Raw genomic sequence first — 15,320 nt, 5'->3', positions numbered from 1 at the left:
TGGAGCTCTACGCCTCACTCACGGCTCGAGCCGCCACAATGCGGGCCTGGTGTTTTCGGCCCACCGCTCGGAGTCGATGCCGCCGAGTGCGTAGATCTCGCCGCCCGGCGAGCCGGCCAGATCCTTGATCACCGGCACACCCTTGTCGACGGGCGCCTGCTCGCGTGTCCAGCGCCCGTCCGACAGATGCCACAACATGCCGAGCTCCGAGGCCGCCCACAGCCCACCCCGCCCGTCGGGCACCGCGTCGACGAACGAGTCAGGCTGGTCGCTGTCGTCGGTCGGGCCCCACCAGCAGCTCCACTGGCCGGCGACATTGCGCATCACCAGGCTCCTGGAGACCGTGATGTCCTCCTCGTCGACGGACTCGTGCTCGCCCCAGCTGAACGTGCCCGCGACCCAGAACTCCTCCGGCCCGGTCCGCGCCACACCGGCGACGTCCGTCGAGGGCTCATCCGGGTGGATGGCCTCGGTGCCCGGAGGCAGGGCCATCCCTCCAGGCAAGGGGACGGCCTGCCAGCCCCGATCCGTCCATCTCGACAGCTGGATCCGCGCTGCCTCGTCCTCGTCGTCCGGGTAGGGAGCGGCGATCACCCACGGCTCTTCGGTGGTGCCCGCCACCTTGTCGCTGTAGGAGTGCAGGGGCGCGGTCTGCCACGCCGTACCGCTCCAGCGCATCGCGCGATCGCCGAGCAGCACCCACGCCCCTTGTGCCGCCAGCCGCTCGCCGCTGGCGGACTGCACGCCCAGGTCCACCCGTTCACTCCGCCACGCCTGGCCGTCCCAGGTGGACACGACGTAGGTCGCCGGCGGGTCTTCGGGGGACATGGGCGACGCGCTCTCGACGATCAACCAGGCCCTGTCAGCCGATGCGGCCCCCAGCCTGACCATGTGCCCAGCGATCTCAGCGAAGCGGCTATCCAGCATCGTGGCCGGAGACCACCGTGCGCGGCACCGGGAATCCGCTCGAACTTCCCGCGCGGAAAGTGCTGAGGCTGCGGACCAGCGCGGATGACGGGTTCGCTTGGCGGCGGGACCTTGAGGAGGGGATCGAGGGCAGCTGCGCACCGTTTCGCCCAGTCGATCCGTCAAGCCCTGGGCCAGGCGGCTCCGCTACGCGCCTTCCCAGATCCGATCACCGATCCAGCCGGAATCGTCGACCTGAACGCAGGCCGACGAGACCGGCTCGGCGGAGTCCCCTTGTCGCTAGCCGGCCGCGAGGGCTGCCAGGAGGCGGTCCTCCGTCACGTCGGGGCCGGTGAGCTGGTGGGTGATGGCGCCGTGGCGGAGCACTACGACGGAGTCGCAGTTGTCCGCGAGCTCGCCCACGTCCGAGGAGATCAGGAGGATCGCCAGGCCGTCGACGGCCAGTTCGTCGAGGAGGGTCTGGATTTCCCTCTTGCTGGCCAGGTCGACGCCTCTGCTCGGTTCGTCGAGCAGAAGGACCTTGGGCTGCATGGCCAGCCACCTGGCCAGCAGTACCTTCTGCTGGTTGCCGCCCGAGAGCTCGCCCGCGGGCTGGCGGGGGGAGGCCGCCTTGATGTCGAGCCGTTTCATGAAGGTGGAGACGATCCTGTCGATCTGGGCGTCGGCGACGATGCCGATGTGGGATAGGCGGGGGAGCGCGGCCAGGGCGATGTTGTCGCGTACCGACAGGCCGGGGACGATGCCCTCGGTGATCCGGTTTTCCGGCACCAGGCCCACTCCGGCTCGGATGGCGTTGCGGATGGACCACTTCCTGCTGGCGGTGCCGGACACGGTGACCTGGCCGGACTCGACGGGCAGCGCGCCGGCGATGGCCCTGGCCGTTTCGCTGCGGCCGGCGCCGAGCAGGCCGCTCAGGCCGACGACCTCGCCGGGCCGCATGGCCAGGGAGACTCCCGCGAGCACGTTTGTCCTGGTGAGGCCCCTGGCCTCCAAGACGGGCTGGTCGGCGGGCTCGTCTACGGGCCAGCTCTCCGAAGGAGCGTCCAGGGGGTGGAAGGGATGGCCCAGCATGAGGGAGACGAGTCGAACCCGGTCGAGTCCGGCCAGCGGGCCGGTGTGGACCACGCGGCCCTCGCGCAGGACCGTGACCCGGTCGCAGATCTCGTAGAGCTCCTTCAGGCGGTGTGTCACGTAGATCACCGCCCGGCCCTCCTCGCGTAAGCGGGTCACGGCGGCCAGGAGGGTCTGGAGCTCGCCGTGTTCCAGGACTGTGGCGGGCTCGTCCATGATGACCAGCCTGGCGTCCGCGCAGGCGGCTCTCGCCAGGGCGACGAGCTGCTGGGCGCCGGGGGTGAGGGAGTCGAGCGGGTGGCGGGAGTTGACGTGTAAGCCGTACAGGGAGAGAAGCTCGTCGGCGCGGGCGTGCATGGCCGTGAAGTCGATCAGCCCGAACCGCCCGCGCGGCTCGGTGCCGAGGAACAGGTTGCGGGCGATGCTCATGGTGGGGACGAGGCCGCTTTCCTGGTGGATCGTGGCGATGCCGGCCTGTCTGGCCTGCGCGGGGGAGGCGAACCTGACCGGCTCACCCAGGTAGCGCACCTGGCCCGCGTCGGGCTGGTAGACGCCGGAGATCACCTTTACCAGGGTGGACTTGCCCGCCCCGTTGCCGCCGATGACAGCGTGGACCGACCCGGGGCGTACGGCGAGCGTCACGTGGTCGAGAGCTGGGATGCCCTGGAATGTCTTGAGAACGCCTGCAAGCTGAAGCACGGTTGCCTCCACCCGATGGTGGCCACAGTAAGAAACAATCACATTCGGTCAGGTCTGGGCAACGTGCAGCCTTACACCCTTGCCCGCCAGGTCGTCCAGCACGTCGCGGGGAGCGTCGTCATCCGTGACCAGATGGGCGATGCGCTCGGCCGGGATCGTCTGGACCATGGTGTCGTGGCCGATCTTGGTGTGGTCGGCCAGGACGACGACTTCCTCCGCCGCCGCGGCGAGCGCGCGGTCGACCGCGGCCACCTGGAGGTTGGGTGTGGACAGGCCGCGCTCGGCGGTCAGGCCGTTGCCGGAGATGAATGCGCGGCGCACGCGCAGCCCAGCCAGCGAGCTCTCGGCGGCGCTGCCGACGAGCGCGAGGATGGTGCCGCGCAGTGAGCCGCCGGTGACGACCACCTCGATGCGCGGGCATGCGGCCAGTGCCTGGGCCACCAGCAGGGAGTTGGTCACCACGGCCAGCTCGGTGTGCCTGGTCAGCTTGCGGGCGAACTCCTGCGTGGTGGTGCCTGGGCCGATGACGATCGCGTCGCCGTCCTCCACGAGCGAGGCCGCCAGGTCGGCGATCGCCGCCTTCTCGGCTGAGGCGGCGGCGGCCTTCTGCGTGTGGCTCGGCTCGCGGGTGAGGTCGCCGGGCATGGTGGCGCCGCCGTGGTGGCGGTTGAGCAGGCCCTCGGACTCGAGCGCGCGCAGATCGCGGCGGACGGTCACCTCGGAGGAGCGCACCGCCTGGGCGAGCTCGCGCAGGGAGACCGCGCCGTTGGCCCGGACCAGCTCCAGGATCCGCTGGCGGCGCTCGGCGGCGAACACGGGCCTGCGGCTCTCACTCTGCGTGTCGCTCACGTGGCCCGATCATAGTCGAAGGACCGAGGTCTGCCCATCTGTGTCCATCTCAGAACGAATCTGATCGGTTTTTCTTGACCTGACGGTCAGAACGATGCTTTCTTTGGTCGAGATGGCGCTCGTTTCGATCGGAAGGCAGTTCCGTGATCACACGCCTCCCCTTAGTCCTGGCCGTCCTGCTCGGCATGCTGTGGCTGCCCTCCCCGGCGACGGCGCAGGCGGAGCGGCATGGCCTCAAAGGCGACTACTACCTGAGCACCGGCCCGGGCAGGTTCGACTTCGGCGAGCTCAAGGCGACCGTCGTCGAGCCGAACATCGAGTTCTCCGATCTCAACCCGACCTTCACCGAACTGACCGGCCGTGAGGAAGACGTCACCGTACGGTGGACCGGGCGGATCGAGGTCCCGGCCTCCCAGACGTACACCTTCTCCATGATCGGCGACAACGGCTTCCGCCTGTGGGTCGACAACCAGCTGATCATCGACAACTGGCGCGACATCTGGGACGTCGAGCAGGTCGGCACCCCGATCGCCCTGGAAGCCGGGCGGAAGTACGACGTCAAGCTCGAGTACTTCGAGCACTACGGCGGCGCCAACCTGCGCCTGCGCTGGCAGAGCCCCGATCTGGCCAAGGCCATCGTGCCCACGGAGGCGTTCTACCTGCCCGAGGGCTTCGACCCGCCCGGTCCCACCCTGGCCGAGATCGGCAAGTCAGGCGACATCGCCACCCTGACCTTCGCCAAGGAGCTCAAGCCCACCACCTCCCACACCGGCTTCAGGATCACCACGGGTGGGTCGGTCTGGCCGATCAAGTCCGCCTCCTCCTCCGGCGCGACCCTGACCCTCACACTGGGCGAGAAGATCCCGCTCAAGGCGGGCAACAGCGTGCGCGCCTCCTATGACGGCACGGGCGGCATCGCGTTCACCGACGGCACCGCGCTGGGCGCCTTCCCCCGCGCGATGGTGCTCAACCGCTCCGAATACCTCCTGGCCAGCAAGTTCGCCAAGGACGTGAACCCGGCCAACCCGCACCCCGAATATCCGCGCCCGCAGCTCGTCCGCGACCGCTGGCACGGACTCAACGGCCCCTGGCAGTTCGCCGCCGCCGAGGCGGGAGAGCAACCCCCGATCGGCAAGAACCTGACCGAGCGCATCATCGTCCCGTACCCCGTCGAGTCCGCCCTGTCCGGCATCGGCAGGAACGAGGACCGGATGTGGTACCGCAGGACCTTCGAAGTCCCGAGGAACTGGCGCGGTGAGCGGATCATCCTCCACCTCGACGCCGTGGACTGGGAGGCCACCGTCTACGTCAACGGCACCCGCCTGGCCACCCATCGCGGCGGCTACGACCGCTTCAGCGTGGACGTGACCGACGCGCTCAAGCGCAACGGCCGGCAGGAGCTGATCGTCGGTGTCTTCGACCCCACGGACAAGGGGAACCATCCGACCGGCAAGCAGCGCCTCACCCCGGGCAGCATCTGGTACACGCCGAACTCGGGCATCTGGCAGAGCGTCTGGATAGAGCCGGTGGCACCCAACCGGATCCTGTCGGTCGACTCCGTGCCCGACCTGACCGGCCAGAAGCTCAAGGTGACGGTCGACACCCCCCTCGCAGGAACCCGCGTCGAGCTGGTGGCCCGCGACGGATCGAAGATCGTCGGCCAGGCGAGCGGGCGCTCGGGCACCGAGCTGAGCCTGCCGGTCCGCAACCCCAAGCTCTGGACCCCGGACACCCCCTTCCTCTACGACCTGACCGTCACGACCCGCGACGACCGCGTGAAGTCCTACTTCGGCATGCGGGAGATCTCGGTCGGCCAGGTCAACGGCAAGACGCGGATGTTACTCAACGGCAAGCCGGTCTTCCAGCTCGGCCCGCTCGACCAGGGATACTGGCCCGACGGCATCTACACCGCGCCCACCGACGCGGCCCTGCGCTACGACCTGGAGGTCACCAAGCAGGCCGGGTTCAACACCGTGCGCAAGCACGTCAAGGTCGAGTCCGACCGCTGGTTCCACCACGCCGACAAGCTCGGCCTGCTCGTCTGGCAGGACATGCCCTCGACCTCGGGCAACACCAACCAGTCGCAGTTCGAGACCGAGTTCAGGCGCATCGTCGACCAGCACCGCAGCAGCCCCTCGGCCGTCATGTGGGTGCCGTTCAACGAGAGCTGGGGCCAGTACGAGGTGGCCAGGGTGGCCGACATGGTCAAGAGCTGGGACCCGTCCCGGCTGGTCGACAACCAGAGCGGCGTCAACTGTTGCGGCGCCCAGGACGGCGGCAACGGCGACGTCATCGACTGGCACATGTACCCAGGCCCCGCGCCGGTCTCCCCGCCGAGCGCGACCAGGGCCTCGGTCCTCGGTGAGTACGGCGGGCTCGGCCTGCTCGTCCTCGGCCACACCTACTCCGGCGGCGGCTGGGGCTACCGCGTCGAACCCGACGCCGAGACGCTGACCAACCGCTACGTCGAGATGGACCGGACGCTCCGGCGGCTGCACGCCTGCGAAGGGCTCAGCGCGGCGATCTACACCCAGACCACCGACGTGGAGGTGGAGCTCAACGGGCTCATGACCTACGACCGGGCGGTCATCAAGCCCGACCTCGCGCGGGTCAGGGCCGCCAACAGGGCGCTCATCGACGAGATCTCGCCCGCCTGCTAGGAAGGAACCCACCATGACCCCCCGCACAACCATCCTGGCGCTGGCCGTTCTCGTGACCGTGGCCGGCTGCGCCAAGGCCGAGGCGCCGCAGACCGCCGCCGCCCCCACCGGCACGGCCGGTCAGCAGATCGTCCAGACCCCCACCGGTACGGCCGGCCCCACCTGCACGCTGAGCCAGTTCGGCGGCGAGAAGTTCGACCTCAAGAGCGCCACCGTCGGCTTCTCCCAGTCGGAGAAGGAAGCCAACCCGTTCCGCATCGCCGAGACCAAGTCGATCAAGGACGAGGCGGCCAAGCTCGGCATCGCCAACCTGAAGGTGACCAACGCCCAGTCGCAGTTCTCCAAGCAGATCACCGATGTCCAGCAGCTCATCGCGCAGGGTGCCAAGCTCCTGGTGATCGCCCCGCTGAACTCCGACGGCTGGGAGCCGGTCCTGCAGCAGGCGGCGTCCAAGAAGGTCCCCATCATCACGGTCGACCGCAAGATCAACGCCAAGGCCTGCACCGACTACCTGACCTTCATCGGCTCCGACTTCTACGAGCAGGGCAAGCGGGCCGCGGACAAGATGATCGAGGCGCTGGGCGGCAAGGGCAAGGTGGCGATCCTGCTCGGCGCGCCGGGCAACAACGTCACCACCGAGCGCACCAACGGCTTCAAGGACCGGCTCAAGGAGAAGGCACCCGGAGTCACGATCAGCTTCGAGCAGACCGGCGAGTTCGCCCGGGAGAAGGGCCAGCAGGTCACCGAGCAGCTCATCCAGTCCAACCCCGACATCAACGGCATCTACGCCGAGAACGACGAGATGGCCCTCGGTGCCGTGACCGCGTTGAAGGGCGCGGGCAAGCAGCCGGGCGATATCAAGATCGTCTCCATCGACGGGACCAGGAGCGCGGTCCAGGCCATCGTCGACGGCTGGCTCCACTCGGTGATCGAGTCCAACCCGCGCTTCGGCCCGCTGGCCTTCGAGACGGCGAAGAAATTCCTCGACGGTGAGGGCATCGCCGACAAGGTGATCATCTCCGACCGCGAATACGACCAGGCCAACGCCAAGGACTCGCTCGGTGAAGCGTACTGAAGCCGTGCTCGAAGCTCGGGGGATCACCAAGCGCTTTCCCGGAGTGGTGGCGCTGGACGACGTGCACCTCGCCCTCGGCGCGGGCGAGGTGCACGCCCTCGTGGGTGAGAACGGCGCCGGCAAATCCACTCTCATCAAGGTGTTGACCGGCGTCTACCAGCCCGACGAGGGAGACCTGACCTATGACGGAGCCGCCGTCGGCTTCGACACCCCGCTGGACGCGCAGAAAGTCGGAATCTCCACCATCTATCAAGAGGTCAACCTTGTCCCGATGATGAGCGTCGCGCGCAACCTCCTGCTCGGCCGCGAGCCCCGCGGCCGCCTCGGGGTGATCGACACCGCCAGGCTGTACGGCGAGGCCCGCGGCATCCTGCGCGAATACGGCATCGACACCGACGTCAGGCGGCCGCTGCGCAGCCTCGGCGTCGGAGCCCAGCAGATGGTCGCCCTGGCCCGGGCCGTCTCCGTGGACGCCAAAGTCGTCATCATGGACGAGCCGACCTCGTCCCTGGAGCCGCGCGAGGTCGAGACCCTGTTCGGCGTGATCGGGCGGCTGCGCGAGGCCGGCATCGCCGTGATCTACGTCAGCCATCGGCTCGACGAGCTGTACCGGGTGTGCGACACCGTGACCGTCCTGCGCGACGGCCGGGTGGCGCACACCGGGCCGCTGGCCGGCCTCGATCGGCTCAAGCTCATTTCGCTCATGCTCGGCCGCGACCTGGCCGAGGTGAAAAGCAGCGGTCTCACTCGGTTCAATCGCGACCATGACCGCGTGGGCGGTGCGCCCGTGGTCGAGGCCCGCGGCCTCACCCGGCGCCACGTGCTGACCGATGTGACCATCTCCGTCCGGCCCGGCGAAGTCGTCGGGCTCGGCGGGCTGCTGGGCGCCGGCCGTACCGAAACCGCGAAAGCCATCGTCGGCGCCTTGCCCCTCGACGGCGGGCGGGTGCTCGTCGCGGGGCAGCCGCTGCCCACCGGCAGGACCGTGGCGGCGATCCGCGCGGGCGTCAGCATGCTCCCCGAGGACCGCAAGGCCGAGGGCATCATCCCCGGGCTCTCGGTGCGCGACAACATCGCCCTGGCCGCGCTGCCCGCGCTGGCCAGGGCGGGGGTCGTCTCCGACGCCAGGATCGACCGGGTGGTGGAGATCTTCATGAAGAGGCTCCGGATCAAGGCGGCCTCGCCGTACCAGGCGGTGTCTGAGCTCTCCGGAGGCAACCAGCAGAAGGTGCTGCTGGCGCGGTGGCTGGCTGTACGCCCCAAGGTCCTGCTCCTCGACGAGCCCACACGCGGCATCGACGTCGGCGCCAAGGCGGAGGTGCAGGCCCTCATCGACGAGCTCGCCGAGGAGGGGCTGGGCGTGCTGCTCATCTCGTCGGACCTGGAGGAGCTGGTCGAAGGGGCGGACCGGATCCTCGTCCTGCGCGAGGGGACGGTCGTCGGCGAACTGTCAGGCGACGACGTGACCGAGGAGAAGATCATGGCGGCCATCGCGGAGCGCGCCGATGACTAGGTGGATCCGCGACTACGGCGTCTACGCGGCCGTGCTCGCGCTGCTGGTGTTCAACGTGCTGTTCACCCCGCACTTCCTCGACGTGGCCAACTTCCGTACCCAGCTCGTCCAGGTGACGCCCATCGTCATCGTCTCGCTGGGCATGGCGCTGGTGATCGGCACGAAGGGCATAGACCTGTCCGTCGGCTCGGTCATGGCCCTCGCCGCCGCGCTCACCGCCCTCTACCTGGGGTACGGCGCGGCCGTCGCCATCGTCGTCGCCCTGATCGGCGGGGCCGTGGCGGGCGCGGCCGGGGGAGTGCTGGTCTCCTACGTGGGCATCCAGCCGATCGTGGCCACGCTGGCCCTGCTCGTCGGGGTGCGAGGGCTGGCCAACGTGCTGGTGCCGCAACTGGTCGAGTTCCGCAATCCCGACCTCATCGCCCTCGGCAGCAACGCGCTCTTCGGCGTCCCGCTCATCGTGATCATCGCGGCCGTGCTGACACTCCTGCTCGCCTTCCTGGTGCGCAGGACCACGTTCGGCCGGCAGGTGGTCGCGATCGGCGGCAACCGGGCCGCCTCCGAGCTCTCCGGACTCCCGGTGAAACGGGTTCTCGTGCTCGTCTACGTGATCTCCGGGGTGCTGGCCGCGCTGGCAGGGGTGCTGGCCACCGCCCGGCTGCAGGCCAGCGACCCCACCTCCCTCGGGATGTTCATCGAGCTGTCGGCGATCACCGCGGTCGTGGTCGGCGGCACGCCGCTGTCCGGCGGGCGGATCAGGGTCGCCAGCACCGTGATGGGGGCTCTGCTCATGCAGTTGCTGTCGGCCACGCTGATCAAGCACAACCTGCCCCAGTCGTGGACACAGATGGTCCAGGCGGTCATCATCCTCGCCGCCGTCTACCTGACAAGGGAGCGTGGCAAGCGATGAACCGCGAACAGCTCGGCCGCCTGCTCCAGCACCACGGCGCGATGATGGTGCTCGGGATGCTGGTCGTCGTGGGCACCCTGGGCTTCGACTCCTTCGCGACCCCGGACAACGCCGCGAGCATCGTGGTCTCCTCTTCCTTCCTGGCCGTCGTCGCGATCGGCACGACCTTCGTGATCATCAGCGGCGGCATCGACCTGTCGGTCGGCTCGTTGTTCGTGCTCGGCGGGGTGCTGGCGGCCTTCGGCTCCCAGTACGGCTTCGCCGTGGCTCTGCTGCTGCCCCTCGCGGTCTGCGGCCTGGTCGGCCTGGTCCAAGGTCTGATCATCGCCAGGACGGGCCTGGCTCCCTTCATCGTCACGCTGGCCGGGCTGCTCGGTGTGCGGGGCATGATGCTGACGATCTCCAACGAGGGCGCCACCACCTATCTCGTGAAGAATCCTGCTTTCGCCGCGCTCGGGCAGGGTGAGATCCTCGGCCTGACCTATCCGGTCTATCTGACGATCGCCCTCGCGCTCGCCGCGATGGTCCTGCTCCAGCGGACCGGATTCGGGCAGAACGTCTACGCCATCGGTGGCAACGAGCAGGCGGCGGCGCTCATGGGCGTGCCCGTCGCCCGCACCAAGATCTACGTCTACCTGATGTCCGGGCTGCTGGCGGGCCTGGCAGGGGCACTGAACGCCGCCCGCTTGTCCTCCGGTGTGACCATTCTCGGCATCGGCATGGAACTCGACGCCATCGCCGCCGTGGTGATCGGCGGCACGCTCCTGACCGGGGGAGCGGGGGGCGTGACCGGAACCGTCGCCGGCGTGCTGCTACTCGGCGTGATCCAGAGCCTCATCAACCAGGTCGGCAACCTCACCTCCTCGATCCAGCAGGTGGTCAGCGGGGCCTTCCTGGCGTTGGTCGTTGTCGCCCAGCGGCTGCTCAGCAAGGCCCAGCGGTAGCTGACCGCCCCTGGAGCACCTTCGCCCGCCGTCGCCGACAGGGCTCACCAGCCCAGCTGGTCGCCGAGCCGCAACCGCAGCCACATCACCAGGTGCTCGTCCGGGTTGGCGAAATCGAACCCGAAGATCTCCTCGGCGCGGGAAAGCCGGTTCCAGATCGTGTTCGGGGTGCACGGGCAGCCGATGGGAGGCGGCCGCGATATCGCTGTTGGCGTTCAGGTAGGCGAGGATGGCGGACGCATTCACACCAGCGCAGCGTTCGCCGAAGCCTGCCGCAAGACCGGCATCGTCGGCTCCACCGCCACAACATTCGCCGTCGCCATTCCCGGCTCGGACAGCGCGGCCCGATCACCTACGAGAACAGCCTCATCGCGACATCAACTACTCTGACCGATGCCGCATGACCTGTGTCCAAGATCTGGAGTGAAGGCCCGTCGTCTGCTCTACCTGATCTTCGCCTGAGTGTGTGGCTGGCTTGTTCTGCTCGACAGTGCCTCCAGGACGCGAGGTTGACGACGAGTTCGCGGCGTTTCCTGCCGTAGATGGGCGACCGAGATCGGGCACTGCTGAGGTTGCCTGATCGCCGGCTGATACCGGCTTGGTCAGCCGTACCCCCTCCTCGGCGTAACCCAGCGTCCGGTAGAAGCTCCGAGCTCGGACATTGGCCCCACCGGTTTCCAATGTGATGTGCCGCAGGCCCCGGTCGCATGCCCAGGATTCGGCGGCCTCCACCAGAGCGCGCCCGACGCCCATGCGCTCCGCCTCGGCGGCGACGACAAGTTCGCCGATGTAGGCGTCGATCTGGCCGGTGAAGTGCCGGCGGGTGGTCATGGTGACGAAGCCCGCGACACGGCCACTGCAAACCGCCACCAGCACACCGTGGCTGTCGCCGTCACCCTGGTCAAGGGAGCCGGTGACCCAGCCGCGCACGGCGACGGCGACGGCGTCGGCATCCCGCCAGGCCGCGACGCCCTCGGTCAGGCGTGGGGCCAGCGCGACGACGGCATCACGATCTCCATCTCCGTAGGGCCGGATGACGACAGAGGACCGTCCACTACTCATGATCGGCAGTCTGGCATCGGACTCCCACATGAATAAACAGTCAACGGCCCGCAGATGCCGACTCGGGTTGACACCTTACGCAGACCGGATGTCTGCGGCCGTCGGATGAGAAGAAAGATCGTTTACTGATCGGTGGTGTCATCTAGTGTCGGTCTGTCCCGCACTGGGTTCGTTTTGGTGCCAGGTCGTGACGGGACCTGTCGGTACGTCCCGGGGCGAACGAGTACGGACCGAGCGCGGCTGACCCGTTGGTGCGCACCATGCATCCATGACCCTGGGGTGTGCGAGCCACATGGCGCCAATGTGGCGGACTGCCAGGTCAGCTCTGTGCGATGAATTTTGATGCGGTACAGGCTGTTCGGGGCGCTTCTTCACGCACATCGGCGTCGGCTGGCCAGTCGCAACCAGCGACCCCCGTCTTGGACGCCGAACACCCACGCTCAGCGTGCGACCGGCTTTCACAACCGTTCCGACGGCCTCGATGTGATCGCCTACGGCGGGCGCCGGGAGGTTGATCTTTCTGCGACATCAACTGGTGACCGGGGAGCGAGCCGTTCTGGCGAGGCCGTCGAGGGTGACGGTGATGAGGCGGTCGGCGTCGGCTGCCGACAGGTGGTCGTGGAGCGCGGCGGCGGCGGTGGTGAGTGCGGTCACGTCCGCGCCTGTCGCGTCCGAGCGTACGATGCCCGATTCGCGGGCCAGCGCGACAAGCCGGTCGCCGATTTCCGCCAGGCGTGCGCAGGAGGCGTGCAGTTCCGAATTCTCGTCATCCAGGCCGTCCGCCAGCATGGCGGCCAGGCCGCTGTAGGTGGCGGCGTGTTCGGTAACGCTGCGGATCCAGATGGCCAGCGCGTCCGGCCTCGGCTGAGCGATGAGCCTGTCGCCCAGTTCGAAAAGGGCGTCGTTGCGCTCCCGCAGCAGCGCGCCGACCAACGCCCGACGGGTGGGAAAGTGGCCGTAGAGCGTGCCGATAGCGACGCCCGCGGCGCGCGCGATGCTCTCCAGGCTGGCCTCGACCCCGCGCTCACGGAAGGCGGCGTCGGCCTCGGCCAGAACACGCTCATAATTACGTCGGGCGTCTGCTCGGGGCCTGCGGGCGGTGGTCATGCTGACTCCACTGGTAATTCGAGGCATCCTCAGTATATGTTCTCGAGGCAGCCTCAGATTACCGGAAGAAGGCGCTCATGATCCTGGTCACCGGAGCCACCGGCTCCATCGGCACGCACCTCGTCCGTCTCCTGCTCGACCGCGGCATCCCCTTCCGGGCGATGGTGCGCGATGAGGCCAAGGGGAAAGCCCTGGGCTGCGACTTCGTGGTGGGCGACTTCGACGATCCCGCCTCGCTCGGCCCTGCGCTGAAGGGCGTGGACCGGCTGTTCCTCAACGCGGGTGGCGCTGAGCCGGTGGACGGCGAGCAGCCGATGATCCGCCAGCAGCGTGCCGCCATCGATGCGGCCCGCGCCGCCGGGGTGTCCCGGGTGGTGAAGATCTCCGTCTGGCACGCCCACCGGGGCGGGCGGCTGGCCGAGGGTGCGCACTGGGAGATTGAGGAATACCTCAAGGCGTCCGGACTTTCCTGCTCGATTCTGCAGCCCAGCGGTTTCATGCAGAATTTCGTCACCGGGGCCGGTACTTTCACCGCCGACGGCAAGCTCATCGGCGCGTACGGCGACGCCGGCGTGTCATATGTCGACTGCTACGACATCGCCGCCTGCGCGGCCGCCCTGCTGACTGGTCCGGACGGCGAAGGCGAGACGTACGTGGTGACCGGGCCGCGGGCGCTCACTCAGGCTGAGATCGCTCAGCAGCTCTCGACCACGCTGGGCCGTACCGTCGAGCAGATCGACCTGACTCCTGAAGAGCTGGCAGCCGCGCTGAGGGCACAAGGGCTGGCGGACCACTTCGCCGAAGACGTCGCTGAGCTCTCCCGGCAGGTGGCGACCGGGAGGCTGGAGCCGACGACCACCGTGGTGCGGGAACTGAGCGGCCGCGAACCCAGAACGTTCGCGCAGTTCCTGGCCGCCAACTCCGGGCAGTTCTTCCAGTCGAGCTGATGCTCGCAAACGCCGACGGACCCTGCCGGCGTAGACCATGACCACTCGTCGGCCTTCCGAAGGTCGCGAGACCCGCCTTTCTAGCGATCCCCTCGGCATGGGTACGGCTCGCGCTGGTCGGGTCGGAGGCGAGGGCCGCCTTGACGTAGGCGTCGGCAACGGCAGGGTCGCGCCAGGTCGTCTTGTCCTTGCTCGTGCTGCGATCCCACGAGGGGAACAGGCTGTCGGCAGTGTTCAGCCGGGATCGGATGGCGGCCGAGGCGTAGGCGATCGGGGAGGACACGATGGGGGCCGGCTCAGGTGCAGGCGATCGGGGTGGACGCCACCGGACGCTTGCTCAGGTGTAGGCGATCAGCCGCCCGCAGGCGACCACCCCTGCCCACGTGACGAGCGAGACGGCGCCCGCCACCCTGGCCGCTACCGGTGCGCGACGGACGCCGTCCCACTCGCCCACCCTGCGATAGACACCGAGGTGGAACAGCGCGACGTTGACCCCGGCTACCAAGAGCAGGGTCAGCTTGACCGGCGCGGCACTGGTGCCCGCGATCTCCCGGGCCCCGGCCGCGAACATCGCGGCCCCGGACAGCGCCGCCGCGGCGAACCCGGCCCGCGCGACCGGCAGCAGACGCCGCGCCGCCGCCACCACAGACACAGCGTCTTGGCCCGCACCGAGCAGCCGCATATCGAACAGGGTGGCCGGGCCGACTAGCAGCGCCAGCCCCAGCAGGTGCACGATCTCCAACGACGAATACACCCACGGCGTCACCCTGACGAACTCGGCCGGCCACGTCTGCTCGAGCCACATGAGCACGTCCACCCAGCCGCCCGCCTCCGGCATCATCGGCCGTTGCCGCCCTTCCTCCCTGCCCGCACCGCCACCACTGTGGCACCGCCGACCAGAAGGGCACCCCCCACGAGCCAGGGAAGCGGCCCCGAACCGGCGTTGCCGGAGCCGGTAGCCGGGCCGGCCTCGGCGGGTTCGGTCGCCGAACCGGAAGAGGCGGCGGCCGGCGGCGGGCCTTCCGGCAACGGGACCGAGCGCTGCCTGATCGCTCGCCCGTCCTGCCTGACCAGCAGCTCCGGCCGGATCTCGTCGGCATGCTCGCGATGCACATACCCGACGGCCTCAAGCCGCTCACCCTCCTCCACCTCGTCCGGCATACCCCACGCGGTCAGCCGCTCCACCGGCGCGAGGACCAGCACCACTTCCGCATCCCGACCGTCGAACGGCTGGGCACGCCGCAACACGTCCCGACCACCGAGCTCCTCCAGCTCGGGCGGGATGGAGCGCCTGGCCAGCCCGGACGGCAACCGCACCGGGGCGGCCACTCGCAGCCGCACCTCCGGATGCGGGTTGCCCCACCTGACCTCCGTCACCGTCCCGGACACGTACAGTGGCCGCTCCGTCCTGAAGTCCTCCCACCCGTGATGCAACGTGCCGAGGAGGAGATGTACGGCAGCGCCTCCGACAATCATCGACTTCATGACAGCCATCCTCACCACCCGACACGATTAGACCCGACCCAGAGCTAAATCCGGGCCGATTAATATCAGTG

15 protein-coding genes are annotated in these 15,320 nt (G+C 68.8%); 7 read left to right on the top strand and 8 right to left on the bottom strand.

From position 1 onward, the window contains the following. Positions 1–18: 18 nt before the first annotated feature. From ACFSKW_RS28165 to ACFSKW_RS28155, 3 genes are all read right to left on the bottom strand, one after another. Positions 19–891, bottom strand: coding sequence for a hypothetical protein (locus ACFSKW_RS28165; RefSeq protein WP_379575474.1), 873 nt, complete (start codon positions 889–891; stop codon positions 19–21). A 315-nt stretch (positions 892–1,206) separates the two neighbouring features. Beyond that, positions 1,207–2,697, bottom strand: coding sequence for a sugar ABC transporter ATP-binding protein (locus ACFSKW_RS28160; RefSeq protein ID WP_379575473.1), 1,491 nt, complete (start codon positions 2,695–2,697; stop codon positions 1,207–1,209). A 48-nt stretch (positions 2,698–2,745) separates the two neighbouring features. Then, positions 2,746–3,546 carry a DeoR/GlpR family DNA-binding transcription regulator gene (locus tag ACFSKW_RS28155; protein WP_379575472.1) on the bottom strand — a complete coding sequence of 267 codons (801 nt, stop codon included), beginning with the start codon at positions 3,544–3,546 and terminating at the stop codon, positions 2,746–2,748. 143 nt (positions 3,547–3,689) lie between these two features. On the opposite strand from ACFSKW_RS28155, the gene ACFSKW_RS28150 reads away from it, so the two are divergent. From ACFSKW_RS28150 to ACFSKW_RS28130, 5 genes are read left to right on the top strand one after another with little or no spacing between them, the layout of a single operon-like run. After that, the gene (locus tag ACFSKW_RS28150) at positions 3,690–6,206 is read left to right on the top strand and encodes a PA14 domain-containing protein (RefSeq protein ID WP_379575471.1); all 2,517 of its coding nucleotides are present in this window, start codon (positions 3,690–3,692) and stop codon (positions 6,204–6,206) included. Positions 6,207–6,219: 13 nt separating this feature from the next. Beyond that, positions 6,220–7,281 carry an ABC transporter substrate-binding protein gene (locus tag ACFSKW_RS28145; protein WP_379575470.1) on the top strand — a complete coding sequence of 354 codons (1,062 nt, stop codon included), beginning with the start codon at positions 6,220–6,222 and terminating at the stop codon, positions 7,279–7,281. After that, a complete protein-coding gene (locus ACFSKW_RS28140; RefSeq protein WP_379575469.1) occupies positions 7,268–8,794 on the top strand; it encodes a sugar ABC transporter ATP-binding protein in 1,527 nt (508 codons plus the stop codon). The genes ACFSKW_RS28145 and ACFSKW_RS28140 overlap by 14 nt, the downstream gene beginning before the upstream one ends. Continuing rightward, entirely contained in the window at positions 8,787–9,704 is a 918-nt protein-coding gene (locus ACFSKW_RS28135; RefSeq protein WP_379575468.1) for an ABC transporter permease, read from the top strand. The genes ACFSKW_RS28140 and ACFSKW_RS28135 overlap by 8 nt, the downstream gene beginning before the upstream one ends. Then, the gene (locus tag ACFSKW_RS28130; protein ID WP_379575467.1) at positions 9,701–10,648 is read left to right on the top strand and encodes an ABC transporter permease; all 948 of its coding nucleotides are present in this window, start codon (positions 9,701–9,703) and stop codon (positions 10,646–10,648) included. The genes ACFSKW_RS28135 and ACFSKW_RS28130 overlap by 4 nt, the downstream gene beginning before the upstream one ends. Before the next feature lie 44 nt (positions 10,649–10,692). On the opposite strand, the gene ACFSKW_RS28125 is transcribed toward ACFSKW_RS28130, so the two are convergent. Further along, complete coding sequence (locus ACFSKW_RS28125) at positions 10,693–10,776, bottom strand: hypothetical protein (RefSeq protein WP_379575703.1); 84 nt, start codon at positions 10,774–10,776, stop codon at positions 10,693–10,695. Here ACFSKW_RS28125 and ACFSKW_RS28120 point away from each other — a divergent pair. Further along, positions 10,754–11,038, top strand: a complete 285-nt coding sequence (locus tag ACFSKW_RS28120) for a hypothetical protein (RefSeq protein WP_379575466.1) — start codon at positions 10,754–10,756, stop codon at positions 11,036–11,038. The genes ACFSKW_RS28125 and ACFSKW_RS28120 overlap by 23 nt on opposite strands. Here ACFSKW_RS28120 and ACFSKW_RS28115 read toward each other — a convergent pair. Continuing rightward, complete coding sequence (locus ACFSKW_RS28115) at positions 11,030–11,710, bottom strand: GNAT family N-acetyltransferase (protein WP_379575465.1); 681 nt, start codon at positions 11,708–11,710, stop codon at positions 11,030–11,032. The two genes, ACFSKW_RS28120 and ACFSKW_RS28115, sit on opposite strands and share 9 nt — an antisense overlap. Before the next feature lie 528 nt (positions 11,711–12,238). Continuing rightward, positions 12,239–12,817: a TetR/AcrR family transcriptional regulator gene (locus tag ACFSKW_RS28110; protein WP_379575464.1), complete on the bottom strand. Its 579-nt coding sequence runs from the start codon at positions 12,815–12,817 to the stop codon at positions 12,239–12,241. Positions 12,818–12,894: 77 nt separating this feature from the next. Here ACFSKW_RS28110 and ACFSKW_RS28105 point away from each other — a divergent pair, with 77 nt between their 5' ends. Continuing rightward, positions 12,895–13,764, top strand: coding sequence for an SDR family oxidoreductase (locus ACFSKW_RS28105; protein ID WP_379575463.1), 870 nt, complete (start codon positions 12,895–12,897; stop codon positions 13,762–13,764). A gap of 337 nt (positions 13,765–14,101) precedes the next feature. Here the strand turns inward: ACFSKW_RS28105 and ACFSKW_RS28100 are convergent, their stop codons facing one another. Beyond that, positions 14,102–14,605: a hypothetical protein gene (locus ACFSKW_RS28100; RefSeq protein WP_379575462.1), complete on the bottom strand. Its 504-nt coding sequence runs from the start codon at positions 14,603–14,605 to the stop codon at positions 14,102–14,104. Then, positions 14,602–15,249 (bottom strand): hypothetical protein, encoded by a 648-nt coding sequence (locus ACFSKW_RS28095; RefSeq protein WP_379575461.1) that lies wholly within the window; start codon positions 15,247–15,249, stop codon positions 14,602–14,604. Before ACFSKW_RS28095 ends, ACFSKW_RS28100 begins: the two co-directional genes overlap by 4 nt. Positions 15,250–15,320 lie beyond the last annotated feature (71 nt).

Source organism: Nonomuraea mangrovi, assembly GCF_042681425.1.
GTDB lineage: Bacteria > Actinomycetota > Actinomycetes > Streptosporangiales > Streptosporangiaceae > Nonomuraea > Nonomuraea mangrovi.
This window is presented reverse-complemented; position numbering and strand designations above follow the sequence as displayed.